The organism is Peribacillus sp. NPDC097198 (assembly GCF_044762055.1).
GTDB lineage: Bacteria > Bacillota > Bacilli > Bacillales > DSM-1321 > Peribacillus.
Map to the genome: position 1 here is coordinate 292,816 of NZ_JBIWDO010000003.1, position 16,449 is coordinate 309,264.

Annotated in this window: 13 protein-coding genes; all 13 read left to right on the forward strand. The window is 40.4% G+C overall.

The features are described 5' to 3' along the window. Positions 1 to 78 precede the first annotated feature (78 nt). The 13 genes from ACIQXQ_RS06905 (at position 79) to ACIQXQ_RS06965 (ending at position 16,294) form a co-directional block, all read left to right on the forward strand. Positions 79 to 846: a FliA/WhiG family RNA polymerase sigma factor gene (locus ACIQXQ_RS06905; RefSeq protein WP_402868372.1), complete on the forward strand. Its 768-nt coding sequence runs from the start codon at positions 79 to 81 to the stop codon at positions 844 to 846. A gap of 166 nt (positions 847 to 1,012) precedes the next feature. After that, positions 1,013 to 1,330 (forward strand): hypothetical protein, encoded by a 318-nt coding sequence (locus tag ACIQXQ_RS06910; RefSeq protein ID WP_402956337.1) that lies wholly within the window; start codon positions 1,013 to 1,015, stop codon positions 1,328 to 1,330. Between the two features lie 11 nt (positions 1,331 to 1,341). Further along, complete coding sequence (locus ACIQXQ_RS06915) at positions 1,342 to 1,977, forward strand: hypothetical protein (RefSeq protein WP_402956340.1); 636 nt, start codon at positions 1,342 to 1,344, stop codon at positions 1,975 to 1,977. A gap of 151 nt (positions 1,978 to 2,128) precedes the next feature. Further along, positions 2,129 to 2,842 (forward strand): 30S ribosomal protein S2, encoded by a 714-nt coding sequence (gene rpsB / locus ACIQXQ_RS06920; protein ID WP_402868377.1) that lies wholly within the window; start codon positions 2,129 to 2,131, stop codon positions 2,840 to 2,842. 283 nt (positions 2,843 to 3,125) lie between these two features. Continuing rightward, positions 3,126 to 4,010: a translation elongation factor Ts gene (tsf, locus tag ACIQXQ_RS06925; protein ID WP_402868378.1), complete on the forward strand. Its 885-nt coding sequence runs from the start codon at positions 3,126 to 3,128 to the stop codon at positions 4,008 to 4,010. Between the two features lie 130 nt (positions 4,011 to 4,140). Then, a complete protein-coding gene (pyrH, locus tag ACIQXQ_RS06930) occupies positions 4,141 to 4,857 on the forward strand; it encodes a UMP kinase (RefSeq protein WP_402868380.1) in 717 nt (238 codons plus the stop codon). A gap of 3 nt (positions 4,858 to 4,860) precedes the next feature. Beyond that, a complete protein-coding gene (gene frr / locus ACIQXQ_RS06935; RefSeq protein ID WP_402868382.1) occupies positions 4,861 to 5,418 on the forward strand; it encodes a ribosome recycling factor in 558 nt (185 codons plus the stop codon). Between the two features lie 369 nt (positions 5,419 to 5,787). After that, complete coding sequence (locus tag ACIQXQ_RS06940) at positions 5,788 to 6,561, forward strand: undecaprenyl pyrophosphate synthase (protein ID WP_402868383.1); 774 nt, start codon at positions 5,788 to 5,790, stop codon at positions 6,559 to 6,561. A 25-nt stretch (positions 6,562 to 6,586) separates the two neighbouring features. Next, entirely contained in the window at positions 6,587 to 7,384 is a 798-nt protein-coding gene (locus ACIQXQ_RS06945) for a phosphatidate cytidylyltransferase (protein ID WP_402868385.1), read from the forward strand. A gap of 40 nt (positions 7,385 to 7,424) precedes the next feature. After that, positions 7,425 to 8,585 (forward strand): 1-deoxy-D-xylulose-5-phosphate reductoisomerase, encoded by a 1,161-nt coding sequence (dxr, locus tag ACIQXQ_RS06950; RefSeq protein ID WP_402956342.1) that lies wholly within the window; start codon positions 7,425 to 7,427, stop codon positions 8,583 to 8,585. Positions 8,586 to 8,592: 7 nt separating this feature from the next. Then, positions 8,593 to 9,861 (forward strand): RIP metalloprotease RseP, encoded by a 1,269-nt coding sequence (rseP, locus tag ACIQXQ_RS06955; protein WP_402868389.1) that lies wholly within the window; start codon positions 8,593 to 8,595, stop codon positions 9,859 to 9,861. A gap of 244 nt (positions 9,862 to 10,105) precedes the next feature. After that, positions 10,106 to 11,806, forward strand: coding sequence for a proline--tRNA ligase (locus tag ACIQXQ_RS06960; protein ID WP_402868390.1), 1,701 nt, complete (start codon positions 10,106 to 10,108; stop codon positions 11,804 to 11,806). Between the two features lie 168 nt (positions 11,807 to 11,974). Continuing rightward, positions 11,975 to 16,294 carry a PolC-type DNA polymerase III gene (locus tag ACIQXQ_RS06965; protein ID WP_402868392.1) on the forward strand — a complete coding sequence of 1,440 codons (4,320 nt, stop codon included), beginning with the start codon at positions 11,975 to 11,977 and terminating at the stop codon, positions 16,292 to 16,294. The last annotated feature ends 155 nt before the right edge of the window (positions 16,295 to 16,449 follow it).

Below are 16,449 nucleotides of genomic sequence, written 5' to 3' on the forward strand. Positions count from 1 at the left end.
AATCAAAATATTGTTGCACCTAGAGCCTTCGAGGACCGTTTTGATTACAAAACGTAAACAATGTTAGGAGGAAATCCCATGTCTCAACTGACTATCGAAGAAGAACAGTTATGCTGGAAAAATTGGGTCGATTGCAGGGACCCGCAAGCAGGGGACGTTTTGGTGAAGAAATATGTTCCGCTTGTATCTTACCATGTCCAACGTATTTCAGTCAGCCTTCCTAGGAATGTCAGTCGTGATGACATTAGGAGCTTAGGGATGATGGGCTTATTTGATGCCTTGGAGCGCTTTGATCCAAAGCGTGATCTGAAATTTGACACATATGCTTCATTCCGGATCCGTGGGGCCATATTGGATGGTTTAAGGAAAGAGGATTGGCTACCGCGGAGTGCGAGGGATAAAGCGAAAAAAATCGATTCAGCTATTGAAAAATTGGAACAAAAATATATGCGGAACCTTACACCAAAGGAAATTGCATTTGAATTAAATATTCCGGAAGATGAAGTATATGCTGCACTTAACGAGCATTTCTTTGCCAATGTTTTATCCATGGATGAAAATCCTCAAGAACAGGATGACAAAGAAAAAACGAATTTCCATATTAAAGATGATAAAGCAGACCTGCCTGAAGAGAATGTTCTAAGACAAGAATTGTATGCAGAGCTAGCAAAGGTCATAGAAACACTAAATGAGAAAGAACAGTTGGTATTGCAACTTTTTTATAAAGAAGAACTTACGCTGACGGAAATTGGACAAGTGATGAGTCTTTCCACATCAAGAATATCGCAAATTCACTCAAGGGCGATATTTAAACTTAGACATGCTATGCAGGATAAAAAAAGTTAACCCATATTTTTATTTAGTGTCATGCTTCGAGGCATGCTCTATGAGAAATGCATGGATTTATCATTTTGGATAGACCATTCCGAACATTTTGAATCCATGGGAAGAACATGTGTAACACAGGCAGTTATACAGAAGAATCACTATAGAAATATAGGGGTGGATGGCTGTGAGTTTAAAAGCAATCGAGATGCAAATTGCCCTTCCAAGAACCCAAGATGCCGGAAAGATCCAAGAACAACTTTTACAAAAAAATCTAATCCAACAGGATCATGCCACCCATCAAGGAAGAAAAGAAGAGGAACGAAAACAAACGACTGTAATGGGCGAGGAACAAAAGCTCCCAGCTCATTTTTATGAAAAGGAAGGCAGCGCGGATAAGGGTCCGTTTTTTAAACAGCGTAGGAAGAAAGACAATACGAGACAAACAACAGAGAATATAGATTCCCATCCCTATAAAGGAAAGAGTATCGACTATTCCGGTTAAGAGGAGGCACCATGTCAGTATTTTTTATGTTACTCCTTTTTAGTCTAAATATTTTCACGATTTTCGCCGTTATTCTTTTGTATCTTAGACAAAATCGATTAAGTAAGCTAGAAAAGGAACAAAAAGCCACCATAATTGAAATGGAAGAACTACTAACAGGCTATCTAATGGAAATGAAGGAAGATAACGAAGCCTTGATAAAAGCTTTTACACAAACTGACGTCTTACCTAATGAGAAAAAGATAGAAGAGTCAGTAATAGTAAAAACAAGGCCACCTATAGAAAAGGAAGCAGAACTAGAAAAGGAATCATTCCCTGACTATAAAGAACCAAGTTTTAACGGGAAGAAATTGCAGGCTGCTAATGCTTATATGAACCAGACTGGAATAGAAGAAGAATTCAAGCCAGCCAATGAAGTGAAGGACAAGCTCGAACTTTCGGCGGAGGCCTCCATTTTAACCAAACAAGAGGCACGCGTGGAAAAAGATTTTTCAGCCATGCTACAGGATTCTTTAGAAGAATTATCATTAAATGAACAGGTAGACTATTTAGTGGAGCAAGGTCTTTCAATTGAAGATATCGCCAAAAAATTAAATAGGGGTCAAACGGAAATTGAGCTTTTATTAAAGTTCCGTATGGATAGATAAATATTGCTTGATTGTATCCCCTGAGTATGATATATTATGAAATGGTGTTAATACACACGCCCGTGATTCTAGCAGATGGTGCTGTTTATACAGTTTCTGTATGAAAATGATCGGAGCGGAGGAAAAACAAAACCATTTAGGAGGAACTAAAATGTCAGTCATTTCTATGAAACAATTGCTTGAAGCTGGTGTGCATTTCGGACACCAAACACGTCGCTGGAACCCTAAGATGAAGAAATATATCTTCACTGAGCGTAACGGCATCTACATCATCGACCTTCAAAAAACAGTTAAAAAGGTTGAAGAAGCTTATAACTTCGTTAAAGAACTAGCTGCTAACGGTGGAACTGTTCTTTTCGTTGGTACTAAAAAACAAGCTCAAGAATCAGTTAAAGAAGAAGCTATCCGCTCTGGTATGTACTATGTAAACCAACGTTGGTTAGGTGGAACTTTAACAAACTTTGAAACAATCCAAAAACGTATTAATCGTCTTAAAGATATCGAAAAAATGGACGCTAACGGAACTTTCGAAGTGCTTCCTAAAAAAGAAGTAATCCAACTTAAAAAAGAATGGGATCGCTTAGAAAAATTCTTAGGCGGTATTAAAGATATGAAGACTCTTCCAGATGCGATCTTCGTTATCGACCCTCGCAAAGAGCGTATTGCTGTTGCGGAAGCACACAAATTAAACATTCCACTTGTTGGTATCGTTGATACAAACTGTGATCCGGACGAAATCGACGTAGTTATTCCTGCGAATGACGATGCAATCCGTGCTGTTAAATTATTAACAGGTAAAATGGCAGATGCTATCTTAGAAGCTAAACAAGGCGAAGAAACAGCAACTGAAACAACTACTGCTTAATAGTTGACAGAACTGCTTAACTAGTGAGAAAAAAAGGTGATAAGAGGATAATGCCTTTTATCCCTTTTTTTTGCACTAAATAAGCATACATAAATCCCGTGCCTTATCACGGCTGATTTTTGAAACTGGAGAGAACCGAGCTTATTTGTCATAACGTTGACCAATAAATATTTTTTGTAAAAATTTGCTGCGATTTGTTGTATTTGTTGTTGAAAACAAGTATTATCTAGCAAAATGGGTAAAGACTGAATAAACCGCACTTAATTTGAGGAGGATTTATATTATGGCAATCACTGCACAATTAGTTAAAGAATTGCGTGAAAAAACTGGCGCTGGCATGATGGACTGCAAAAAAGCACTTGTACAAACTGAAGGAAATATGGATAAAGCGATTGACTTCCTTCGCGAAAAAGGAATTGCAAAAGCTGCCAATAAAGGCGACCGTATCGCTGCTGAAGGGTTAACTTCTATCGTAGTAGACGGAAACCAAGCAGTAATCCTTGAAGTGAACTCAGAAACTGATTTCGTTGCTAAAAACGAAGGTTTCCAAACTCTTGTTAAAGAATTGGCTTCATTCTTATTGGCTAACAAGCCTGAAACTGTAGAAGCTGCTCTTGAGCAAACAATGGAAAACGGTGTGAAAGTTGCTGATCATATCAATGCAGCAGTAGCTAAAATTGGTGAAAAATTAACTCTTCGCCGTTTCCAAGTCGTTACAAAAACAGACAGCGATGCTTTCGGCGCTTACCTACACATGGGTGGACGTATCAGCGTACTTACAGTTCTTGAAGGTACAACTGATGCTGAAGCAGCTAAAGGTGTTTCTATGCACATCGCAGCTCTTAACCCAAAATATGTTTCTCGTGACCAAGTAGACGCTACTGAGCTAGAGCACGAACGTGAAGTTCTTACTCAACAAGCCCTAAACGAAGGCAAGCCAGAAAAAATCGTTGCTAAAATGGTTGAAGGACGTATCAACAAATTCTACGAAGAAATCTGTGTAAACGAACAAGCTTTCGTTAAAAACCCAGATCAAAAAGTAGGACAATTCGTTGAAGCACTAGGCGGAAAAATCCTTTCATTCGTACGTTACGAAGTAGGGGAAGGTCTTGAAAAACGTCAAGAAAACTTTGCTGAAGAAGTAATGAACCAAGTTAAAAAGGACTAATTGATTGTAAGAAAACGGTTAAATAGGGAACACTATAGTGTTCCCTATTTTTTAAAATGTCCTGAATTTTTGATTAATGCAAGAATGAGCATGATGGACGAACAAAAAGATTACATAGTTGGAGGTTCTCATGGCTAAATATAAACGTGTCGTATTGAAACTCAGTGGTGAAGCATTGGCTGGAGACGAGGGTTTCGGAATTAATCCTGCAGTTATAAAGTCGATTGCAGAACAAGTAAAAGAAGTAGCTGAATTGGATGTAGAAGTAGCTGTGGTTGTCGGTGGCGGAAACATATGGCGCGGGAAAATCGGTAGTGAAATGGGCATGGACCGTGCAAATGCCGATTATATGGGCATGCTCGCTACAGTCATGAATTCATTGGCGTTACAAGATAGCCTCGAGCAGCTTGGGATTGAAACGCGCGTCCAAACGTCCATTGAGATGAGACAAGTGGCAGAACCATATATTAGACGACGTGCAATTAGACACCTGGAGAAAAAGAGAGTAGTCATTTTTGCAGCAGGAACAGGAAACCCATATTTCTCAACGGATACGACTGCCGCATTACGTGCAGCTGAAATTGAAGCGGATGTCATCTTGATGGCGAAGAACAATGTGGATGGCGTATACAATGCTGATCCTGTTAAAGACAAAAATGCAGTGAAGTATGATGAGCTTTCATATCTTGATGTGATAAAAGACGGATTACAAGTCATGGATTCTACTGCGTCCTCGCTATGTATGGACAATGATATTCCATTGATTGTCTTCTCTATTATGGAAAAAGGTAATATTAAGCGCGCTGTATTAGGCGAAACGCTTGGAACTATTGTAAGGGGGAAATAAAAGATGCCGAAACAAGTTATTTCGAATGCGAAAACGAAAATGGAAAAAGCCATTAGCGCTTACACACGTGAATTAGCCAGCATCCGTGCCGGAAGAGCAAATGCCTCATTGCTTGATAGAATCTCAATTGATTATTACGGATCCCAAACACCTATCAATCAAATGGCGGGCATTTCTGTACCAGAAGCAAGACTTTTAGTCATCCAGCCTTATGACAAAACGATTTTGGGCGAGATTGAAAAAGCAATTTTGAAATCGGATTTAGGATTAAATCCTTCTAATGATGGTTCTATAATCAGGATTGCCATTCCTGCGTTAACAGAAGAACGTAGGAAAGAACTTGTCAAGGTCGTTAAGAAAGAAGCCGAAGAAGCAAAAATCGCGGTTCGTAACGTTCGCCGTGATGCTAACGATGAGTTGAAAAAGCTTGAGAAAAATGGCGATATCACAGAAGATGACTTGCGCGGTTATGCAGATGACATTCAAAAGATGACGGATGGCAACATCTCAAAAATCGATGATATTACAAAAGATAAAGAAAAAGAAATTCTAGAAGTCTAATCCCTTCTAAAAGCATTGAATAAAAGGGCCGAATCCATTGTGGTCATGTCTTTGATCTAACATATAGGTGTGTTAAAAAGAGAAAACTGTTATAATAAGGTTTCTCCGATTATGATTACGCCTGAGTTAGTAAGAGCTTGAAAATGATGGAGGAGGTCCTTTTTGCCTTTTCTTCTTGAAAGGATATGCATTATTTATTTCTGGCCAACTTCTAATGAAGATAATATTTTCATAATAATAATATGAGAACAAGTTTTTTTTTGATATTATAATATAGATTCTGTTCTTATTTAGAATCCAAAAAATATACATAGTGCACGTAAATATTGCCTTTGTAGAGATAAGTACAACCTAATGGGGGACTAACATATGTATTCACTATGGAAGCGTTTCGTTAAAAAAGATGCTTCTTCCGATGTAGCAAGTAGGATCCAGCATATTAAGGAGTCTAATGTTCCTCAACATATTGCCATTATTATGGATGGAAACGGCCGATGGGCTAAAAAACGTGCGCTGCCACGTGTGGCAGGCCACCATGAAGGAATGAAAACCGTTCGAAAAATAACAAAGATTTCTAATGAGTTGGGAATAAAAACGTTGACCGTTTATGCGTTCTCCACAGAAAATTGGAAACGTCCGAAAAGTGAAGTCGATTTTTTAATGAAACTTCCACAGGAATTCCTAGGCACCTTTTTGCCAGAGCTTATAGCTGAAAATGTAAGGGTGGAGATGATGGGAGACTTATCGTTAATCCCGTCACATACTCAGAAAGCAGTTAAACAAGCGATGGAGGATACGAAAAATAATAACGGGATGATTTTGAACTTTGCTCTTAATTATGGAAGCCGTGGAGAAATAGTTGCGGCGGTCAACAGCATCATACATGATGTGAAAAATGGTATAATAAAGGAAAATGTTTCTGAGGAAATAGTATCAAGCTACTTAATGACACAACATTTGCTCGATCCGGATTTGTTGATCCGTACAAGCGGCGAAAAAAGGTTAAGCAACTTCATGCTTTGGCAGTCAGCGTATACCGAGCTATGGTTTACGGATGTGTTATGGCCGGACTTTAGTGAAGGTCATTTACTACAGGCTGTCGAGGAGTATCAAAAACGTTCACGCAGGTTCGGTGGCGTTTAATGTAGAAGGCGAGGAAATAGGAATAATGAAACAGAGAATTATTACGGCAGTCATCGCTGCCGCCATCTTCATTCCAATCGTGATGATAGGGAAGCTTCCCTTTTTATTGGTAATCTACCTTCTAGCATCTATCGGTTTGTATGAATTGATGAAAATGAAAAAGATGCGTGTATTCTCCTTTGAGGCGATTCTTTCACATGTTTTACTTTGGATATTATTACTGCCGAATGAATATAGCACGTTTTTAACTGAAAATAATTATGACAAAGTACAGATTTTCTTAATCGGCGTTTTAGTGCTATTGCTTTATACGGTCCTTTCGAAAAATATGTTCACTTTCGATGATGCAGGATTTTTGGTCATTACGATTCTTTACTTAGGCATCGGCTTTTACTATTTCTTTGAAACACGTGACAATGAATCTCTAGGTCTAGTCTATATCCTTCTTACTTTATTTACGATATGGGCAACCGATTCAGGAGCATACTTCATTGGAAAAGCAATCGGTAAGAGGAAGTTATGGCCTGAAATCAGTCCTAATAAAACAGTCGAGGGATTTTTGGGAGGCGTAGTTTCCGCGTTAGTCGTAGGTGTGCTTTTTTACGTATTTTCATCCCTTGACTATTCGATATGGCAATTGTTGTTGATATCGTTAATCATAGCAATCTTCGGCCAACTGGGAGACCTTGTTCAATCGGCTTATAAACGTCATTATGGCGTAAAGGATTCAGGAAAGATCCTACCTGGTCATGGCGGGATTTTAGACAGGCTGGATAGTTTAATATTTATTTTACCAATCTTACATTTATTGCATGTATTATAATTAAAAAGGTAAGGTTATATGAATTAGGAGATGAACGGATTTGAAGTATATCAGCCTTCTGGGTGCAACAGGTTCGATAGGCAAGCAAACGGCGGATGTGGTCAGGGCCCATCCCGATCAATTTAAGATAGTGGCACTTTCGGCCGGAAAGAATATTGCTTTGGTCAGAACCTATATAAAAGAGTTTGAACCAGAACTAGTTTCCGTACAGACAAAAGAAGATTATGAGGTTTTGAAAAGCGAGTTCTCTAACCGGAAAGATATTGAGTTCATGTATGGCGATGAGGGAATAACGGCAGTGGCTGTGTATAATCAAGCAACAGTCTTAGTGAATGCGGTCATCGGCAGCGTAGGACTTTATCCGACTTTGCAAGCGATTAAAGCCGGTAAGGATATTGCGATTGCCAATAAGGAGACTTTGGTAACAGCGGGCCATTTAGTCATTGATGAAGCGAAAAAAGCCGGGGTAAGGCTGCTTCCGGTCGATAGTGAGCATTCAGCAATTTTTCAAGCACTTCAGGGTGAACAAGAAAAAAATATCGAGCGCTTAGTCATTACTGCCTCTGGTGGAAGTTTCCGTGATCGAACCCGTGAAGAGCTAAAAGGCGTCACGGTAGAAGAGGCTTTAAACCATCCAAACTGGTCTATGGGGGCTAAAATCACCATCGATTCAGCATCCATGATGAACAAGGGATTGGAAGTAATCGAGGCACACTGGTTGTTTGATCTTCCATACGAAAAGATTGACGTGCTTCTCCATAGGGAGAGCATTATCCACTCAATGGTGGAATTTCATGATTCCAGTGTGATGGCACAGTTAGGTACACCTGATATGCGTGTACCCATCCAATTTGCCCTTACATATCCAGATCGACTGCCTCTTGTAGGACGGAAGCGTTTGAATTTGGCTGAAGCGGGAAAACTCCACTTTAGTGAAATGGACTTCACTCGATATCCTTGTTTGCAATTCGCTTACAAAGCAGGTAAAATGGGCGGCACGATGACAACGGTGTTGAATGCTGCAAATGAAGCTGCAGTAGCTGCATTTTTATCTGGAAAAGTTTCTTTCCTAGAAATTGAAACCCTGATAGAAAGAGCGCTTAACAAACATTCTGTCATAGCGAGTCCTGACTTAGAAACGATCCAGGAAGTCGATAAAATGACAAGGAAGTTTATAGAATCCTTAGTGAAAGATAGGTGACCAGAACATGCAGACTCTAGAAACGCTTATAGCGTTCATTATCATTTTTGGCGCTCTTGTTTTTTTCCATGAGCTTGGACACTTAGTATTTGCGAAGCGTGCTGGAATTCTATGCCGCGAATTTGCAATCGGATTTGGACCAAAAGTATTCACATATAAAAAGAAGGAAACGGTCTATACGATACGTCTTCTTCCTCTAGGTGGATACGTTCGAATGGCCGGAGAAGATGCGGAAAATATTGAATTGAAACCTGGTTACCGTGTGGGATTGATGTTTGATGAAGAAGAAACCGTCACGAAAATCATCTTGAACAACAAAGACAAATACCCGGATATTCGGCTTGTCGAAGTGGAAGTGATAGATTTAGATCATAAACTGATACTTACGGGATATGAAGAGGGAGAAGAAGACACGTTAAAAACGTTTTCGATCCATAAGGAAGCCGTAATCGTTGAAAATGGGGTCGAGAACCAAATTGCCCCTTATGATCGCCAGTTTGCATCTAAATCTCTTGGACACCGCTTTTTAACAATCTTAGCGGGCCCAGCAATGAACTTTGTTCTAGCTTTTGTTATTTTTACATTGATTGGTTTATTTCAAGGCGTCGTGGTGGACGAAGCCAAACTGGGTGAATTAACTAAGGACGGTGCAGCCGTTACTTCTGGACTTAAATCCGGGGATGCCATTCAATCGATTGAAGGTACGGAAGTCACAACCTGGGAAGATGTACAGGCGAGTATCCAAAAAAGTCCCGGTAAAGAAATCGAATTCGTTGTATATAGGGACGGTAAAACGTTAGAAGTACCAGTTACTCCTCAGGAAGTCGAGAGGGAAGGTCAGAAAATTGGAATCATCGGGGTATACCCTCCCGTTGAAAAAGCTCCACTAAAAGCCATTCAATATGGTGCGACGGAGACGTATTTTTGGACGAAACAGATTTTCATCATTCTGGGTGACCTAGTAACGGGTGGCTTTACGATTGACAGTCTATCTGGTCCAGTAGGTATATATAAATCGACTGAGGAAGTCGCAAAACAGGGCTTGTTCACGTTGATGAAATGGGCTGGGTTGCTCAGCATAAATTTAGGAATCATGAATCTTTTACCGTTACCTGCTTTGGACGGCGGACGATTATTATTCTTCGTGGTTGAGTTCTTAAGAGGAAAACCAATTGATCGCCAAAAAGAAGGAATGGTGCATTTCATCGGATTTGCTTTGCTGATGTTGTTAATGATCGTCGTGACATGGAATGACATCCAGAGATTCTTCCTATAAGCTGATATGAATGAAACCAAACAAGCCAGCAGAACTATCTGTTGGCTGTTTGAATCTACTTGTAACTTTTTGAAGAGTTTGGGCAAAATAGTTTGTTTTATCGGGAATTCGTAAGTATAATCGAAAAAGAGCGAATGAAATCAACTTAATTTAAATCAATCAGACAATAATAATGTAATTTTGTATTACATGACCCGTAAATTTCCGTATGGAAGTTTAAAGGAAATATTGAAGAGGTGTAGATATGAAACAAAGTATGACGTTAATCCCTACATTGAGGGAAGTCCCTGCAGATGCAGAAATTAAAAGCCACCAGCTTTTGTTGCGAGCAGGATTCATGAGACAGAATTCAAGTGGCGTTTACAGTTTTATGCCGCTTGGTAATAAAGTGCTTCAAAAGGTTGAAGCGATTGTTCGGGAAGAAATGGACAATGCAGGTGCCGTAGAATTATTGATGCCAGCCCTTCAACAAGCGGAATTTTGGCAGGAATCCGGTCGTTGGTATACATATGGACCCGAATTAATGCGATTAAAAGACCGTAACAACCGTGAATTTGCCCTTGGAGCTACACATGAAGAGGTCGTTACAAGCTTGGTCCGTGACGAAGTGAAGTCATACAAGCGTTTGCCATTGACGGTTTATCAAATCCAAACGAAGTTCCGTGATGAAAAAAGACCTCGTTTTGGTTTATTGCGCGGACGCGAATTCATCATGAAGGATGCTTACTCATTCCATGCAAATCAAGAAAGTCTTGATGCTGTATATGAAAAACTTTATGCGGCCTATTCAAATGTATTTAGCCGTTGTGGCCTTGATTTCCGTGCAGTCATCGCCGATTCAGGAGCGATGGGTGGAAAGGATACACATGAATTCATGGTGCTTTCTGAAATTGGAGAAGACACGATTGCCTATTCAGATACATCCGATTATGCGGCGAATATTGAAATGGCGCCTGTAGCGGTAAAATATGAAAAAAATTCCGAAGAGCAGGGAACACTTGATAAAGTTCATACTCCTGGACAGAAATCAATTGATGATGTAGCTTCATTTTTAAAAACCGATGCTTCAAAATTGATCAAGTCCTTGTTATTTAAAGTGGATGAAAAATATGTACTCGTCTTGGTACGAGGAGATCATGAAGTGAATGATATCAAAGTAAAAAACTTCTACAATGCTGAAGTCGTGGAGTTAGTGGACCCTAACGAAACGAAAGAAGTCTTAGGTTGTGCGGTAGGTTCTCTTGGACCAATCAATATTGCCTCAAGCGTAGAAGTCATCGCCGATTTGGCCATTGAAGCAATGGTTAATGGAGTATGCGGCGCTAATGAGGAAGATTATCATTTTGTGAATGTAAACCCTGACCGTGATTTTAAGGTGGAAAGTTTTATCGATCTTCGTTTTATCCAAGAGGGAGATCCATCACCGGATGGCAACGGAATAATCAAGTTTGCTAAAGGAATTGAAGTCGGTCACGTATTCAAGCTTGGGACTAAATATTCCGAAGCGATGAACGCGACGTTCCTAGATGAAAACGGCCGTTCGCAACCGATGATCATGGGTTGTTACGGTATTGGTGTATCTCGTACACTTGCAGCTGTCGCTGAGCAATTCAATGATGAGAAAGGTTTAGTATGGCCGGTGAATTTGGCTCCGTTCCAGGTCCATTTGATTCCGGTTAACATGAAGGATCAATCTCAAGCTGAACTTGCAGAAAAACTATATGCTGAACTTAAAAAACAAGGCATGGATGTCTTGTTGGATGACCGTCATGAACGTGCCGGAGTGAAATTTGCCGATTCTGACTTGATTGGACTTCCTGTCCGCGTAACGGTCGGTAAAAAAGCTTCCGAAGGCATCGTGGAAGTGAAGATCCGTAAAACAGGTGAAGTGCTTGAACTGGAAACATCGGAACTTGCACAGAAGTTACATGAATTATTGGGATAAAGCAGTAAAATCATAGCTTGATTTGGCATCATTCATTTGGATGATGCCTTTCCTTTTCCCTATAATTAGATGTCCGTGAACTGCATCTAGTATGTTATAATAACCACTGTTATTAGAATGAAACTGATGAATAATATCTTTAGATAGTAGATAAAGGGGAGAGAGGAAATGGATCAAAATCCAAACAGCGGTAGAGAGAGATTTCAACTCTTGCTCCAGCAATTGGGCTTGACTGAGGATGCCTTTGTGAATTTTTTCATCGGTGCCGAAATTGATAAACTTTCCATAGAGAGAGAGTCCCAAAAATGGCATTTTGCCTTTAATATACCTGCGTTAATTCCATGCAGTGTTCATACAAGATTTTCAAATCATTTAACTAGTACTTTTGCCCATATTGCCAAGGTTACATTCACCATGAATGTTGCCAATCCGATAGTGACGGAGGAATTGGTCAAAGAATACTGGAAAAATTGCATAAGTGAACTACAAGGCATATCGCCAGCACTTTTATCACTCTTAAATGAGCAAGAACCCAAAGTGACAGGGTATAAGCTCGTGGTCAATGCACGTAATGGTGCGGAAGCTGGACAGTTAAAACAGAAATACTCCGGTCTCATTTCGAATATTTATCAAACGTATGGTTTCCCTCCATTAACTCTTGAAGCAGAAGTGAACGAAAATGTTTCGGAAACTGATTACAAGAAGTTTTTAGCAGAGAAGCAAAAGGAAGATGAGGAAAAGGGACTTGCCGCGTTACTAGAGATGCAGAAGAAAGAATCGGAAAAAGGAGACGAGGGTGTTTACGAAGGCCCGGTTAAAATCGGGTACACCATTAAAGAAGATGCCGATTTCCGTAGCATAGAGCAAATTATTGATGAAGAGCGCAGGATAGCGATTGAAGGTTTCGTGTTTGACGCGGAAGTCCGTGAGCTCCGGAGCGGACGTAGTCTATTGACGTTTAAAGTTACGGATTATACAAGCTCTATTTTAGTTAAAATGTTTTCACGTGACAAAGAGGATGCTGCCATCCTAGCCCGTGTTAAAAAAGGAATGTGGGTACGTGCCCAAGGTAGCATTCAAAATGATACGTTTGTTCGCGATCTAGTTATGATTGCAAACGATATTAATGAGATCTCTAAGCAGGGACGGCAGGATAAGGCTCCTGAGGGTGAAAAACGCGTCGAGCTTCATATGCACACACCGATGAGCCAAATGGATGCAGTGACGCCGACATCCGCCCTTGTTGCCCAAGCCGCGAAGTGGGGTCATAAGGCCGTAGCCATCACCGATCATGCAGGGGCTCAATCTTTCCCAGAGGCCTACGGCGCCGGCCAAAAACATGACATCAAGATTTTGTATGGTGTCGAAGTGAATCTCGTGAACGACGGTGTGCCAATCGCCTATAATGAAGCACATATACCGCTTTCCGATGCCACCTATATCGTTTTCGATGTCGAGACGACTGGTTTGTCTGCCGTTTATGATACGATCATTGAATTAGCAGCCGTGAAAATTCATGATGGAGACATCATTGATAAATTTGAATCATTCGCTAACCCACATCGACCGTTATCCAATACGATCATCGACTTGACTCATATCACAGATGATATGCTGGTGGATGCACCGGAAGTTTCAGACGTATTGGAAAAGTTCAAGGAATGGGCGGGAGATGCCATCCTTGTTGCGCATAATGCAAGTTTTGATATGGGCTTTTTGAACATGGGCTACAAAAATATTGGGTATCCAAAAGCAACCAATCCCGTATTGGATACGCTGGAATTAGGGAGATTTTTATATCCCGAGTTCAAAAATCACCGGTTGAACACATTGTGTAAAAAGCTCGATATTGATTTGACTCAACATCATAGGGCCATATACGATGCTGAGGCTACGGGGTACCTGATGTTGAAGATGTTGAAGGAAACGATAGCGAGAGGCATTACCCATCATGATCAATTAAATGACAATATGGGAAACGGAAATGCATATCAGCGTTCTCGACCATCTCATTGTACTTTGATTGCACAAACACAGGAAGGCTTGAAAAATCTCTTTAAATTGATTTCATTATCCCATATTAATTATTTTTACAGAGTTCCGCGGATTCCGCGTTCTCAACTAAAAAAATATCGTGAAGGAATTCTCGTTGGTTCTGGATGTGATAAAGGGGAAGTCTTCGAAGGGATGATGCAAAAGGGTTTTGAGGATGTTGTCGAAATAGCCGAGTTTTACGATTATCTTGAAATCCATCCAAAGGATGTTTATCAACATTTGATAGAGCTTGAATTTGTCCGTGATGAAAAGTCGTTAGAGACGATTATTTCAAACATTGTCAAGCTCGGAGAAAAGCTTAATAAACCTGTTGTAGCGACAGGAAATGTGCATTATTTGGACCCGAATGACAAGATATACCGTAAAATCCTTGTGAATTCACAAGGTGGGGCGAATATGCTGAATCGACATAAGCTACCAGATGTCCATTTCCGTACAACGGATGAGATGTTAAGGGATTTTTCCTTCCTTGGTGCCGAGAAGGCAAAAGAAGTCGTAGTCACAAATACGAATAAAATTGCAGATATGATAGAAAACATCAAGCCAATCAAGGACGATCTATATACACCTAAAATCGAGGGTGCAGAAGAAGAAATGCGTGCAATGAGTTATGGAATGGCTAGAAAGATATATGGAGAGAATCTACCGGAAATCGTTGAGGCCCGTCTTGAAAAGGAACTAAAAAGTATTATCGGCCATGGATTCGCCGTTATCTATTTAATTTCTCATAAACTGGTTAAAAAATCATTGAATGATGGCTATCTCGTTGGTTCCCGGGGTTCGGTCGGATCGTCATTCGTTGCGACGATGACAGAAATTACGGAAGTGAACCCGCTGCCGCCACATTATGTGTGCCCAGTATGTAAGAAATCGGAATTCTTTAATGATGGGTCAGTAGGCTCAGGGTTTGACTTGCCTGATAAAGATTGCCCGGATTGTGGCATTGCCTATACGAAAGACGGTCATGATATTCCATTTGAAACGTTCCTTGGATTTAAAGGGGATAAGGTCCCCGATATTGACTTGAACTTCTCTGGTGAATATCAGCCGAAAGCCCATGATTATACGAAGGTCCTATTTGGAGAAGATTATGTTTATCGTGCCGGTACAATCGGTACGGTGGCTGAAAAGACGGCATACGGATATGTTAAAGGCTATTCAGCCGACAATAATATCCACATGCGTGGTGCAGAAACAGATCGACTTGTCGCGGGATGTACGGGTGTTAAACGGACAACTGGACAGCATCCAGGGGGAATCATCGTTGTCCCGGATTACATGGATATCTATGATTTCTCACCAATACAGTTCCCTGCGGATGACAGAAACTCAGAGTGGAAAACGACTCACTTTGATTTCCACTCCATTCACGATAATATTTTGAAACTGGATATACTTGGTCATGATGATCCGACAGTGATCAGGATGCTTCAGGATTTAAGTGGTATTGACCCAAAAACGATTCCGACAGATGATCCAGAGGTAATGAAGATATTCAGCAGTACGGAGTCGTTAGGTGTGACTGAAGATCAAATCATGTGTAAAACCGGGACACTCGGCATACCTGAATTTGGAACGCGTTTTGTTCGACAAATGCTTGAGGACACTAAACCGACGACATTTTCCGAGCTTGTCCAGATTTCTGGTTTATCCCACGGTACTGATGTATGGCTGAGCAATGCACAAGAACTGATTCATAATAAAATCTGTACACTTAGCGAAGTAATCGGTTGCCGGGATGATATTATGGTTTATCTCATTTATCAGGGACTAGACCCTTCCCTTGCTTTTAAAATCATGGAATCCGTACGTAAAGGGAAAGGCTTGTCTGAGGAATTCGAAGAGGAAATGCGTAAGAATCAAGTGCCGGAATGGTATATAGATTCCTGTAAGAAGATTAAATATATGTTCCCGAAAGCACATGCTGCCGCATATGTGTTGATGGCGGTTCGGATTGCCTATTTCAAAGTGCATTTGCCATTATTGTATTATGCAGCATATTTCACGGTTCGTGCCGATGACTTCGAAATAGATGCCATGACACGTGGGTCACAAGCAATCAAGACCAAGATGGATGAAATAAATGTAAAAGGGTTGGATGCTTCCACGAAAGAGAAAAACACACTGACGGTACTTGAGCTAGCGTTGGAAATGTGTGAGCGTGGATACTCTTTCGCCAAGGTAGACTTGTATAAATCGAGTGCAGACCAATTCATCATTGAGGGTAACACGTTAATTCCACCTTTCAATTCGATTCCAGGTCTTGGTACGAATGCGGCGATCAATATTGTCAATGCGCGCAAAAACGGAGAGTTTCTCTCCAAGGAAGATTTGCAACAACGTGGGAAAGTATCCAAGACAATTCTTGAATACCTTGATAAACAAGGCTGTCTCGAGGCTCTTCCAGAACAAAATCAGCTTTCCTTATTTTAAGTGTGGAACTGCCTATGAAAAGGAAGAAACAGACATGATATTTGCAAAAATATCTTGATTATGGTATATTTTTATTGGAAATACTAAGAGGAACCAATGGCAAGAGTGGGGAAACCCACTCTTTCGTGTTGTATTGACCATTTAATTTTGAATCC

Excerpts from the sequence above, each read along its gene's own strand:
- ACIQXQ_RS06905 (WP_402868372.1), top strand. The coding sequence starts at position 79 with ATGTCTCAACTGACTATCGAAGAAGAACAGTTATGCTGGAAAAATTGG.
- ACIQXQ_RS06915 (WP_402956340.1), top strand. The coding sequence starts at position 1,342 with ATGTCAGTATTTTTTATGTTACTCCTTTTTAGTCTAAATATTTTCACG.
- rpsB (WP_402868377.1), top strand. The coding sequence starts at position 2,129 with ATGTCAGTCATTTCTATGAAACAATTGCTTGAAGCTGGTGTGCATTTC.
- tsf (WP_402868378.1), top strand. The coding sequence starts at position 3,126 with ATGGCAATCACTGCACAATTAGTTAAAGAATTGCGTGAAAAAACTGGC.
- pyrH (WP_402868380.1), top strand. The coding sequence starts at position 4,141 with ATGGCTAAATATAAACGTGTCGTATTGAAACTCAGTGGTGAAGCATTG.
- frr (WP_402868382.1), top strand. The coding sequence starts at position 4,861 with ATGCCGAAACAAGTTATTTCGAATGCGAAAACGAAAATGGAAAAAGCC.
- ACIQXQ_RS06940 (WP_402868383.1), top strand. The coding sequence starts at position 5,788 with ATGTATTCACTATGGAAGCGTTTCGTTAAAAAAGATGCTTCTTCCGAT.
- ACIQXQ_RS06945 (WP_402868385.1), top strand. The coding sequence starts at position 6,587 with ATGAAACAGAGAATTATTACGGCAGTCATCGCTGCCGCCATCTTCATT.
- rseP (WP_402868389.1), top strand. The coding sequence starts at position 8,593 with ATGCAGACTCTAGAAACGCTTATAGCGTTCATTATCATTTTTGGCGCT.
- ACIQXQ_RS06960 (WP_402868390.1), top strand. The coding sequence starts at position 10,106 with ATGAAACAAAGTATGACGTTAATCCCTACATTGAGGGAAGTCCCTGCA.
- ACIQXQ_RS06965 (WP_402868392.1), top strand. The coding sequence starts at position 11,975 with ATGGATCAAAATCCAAACAGCGGTAGAGAGAGATTTCAACTCTTGCTC.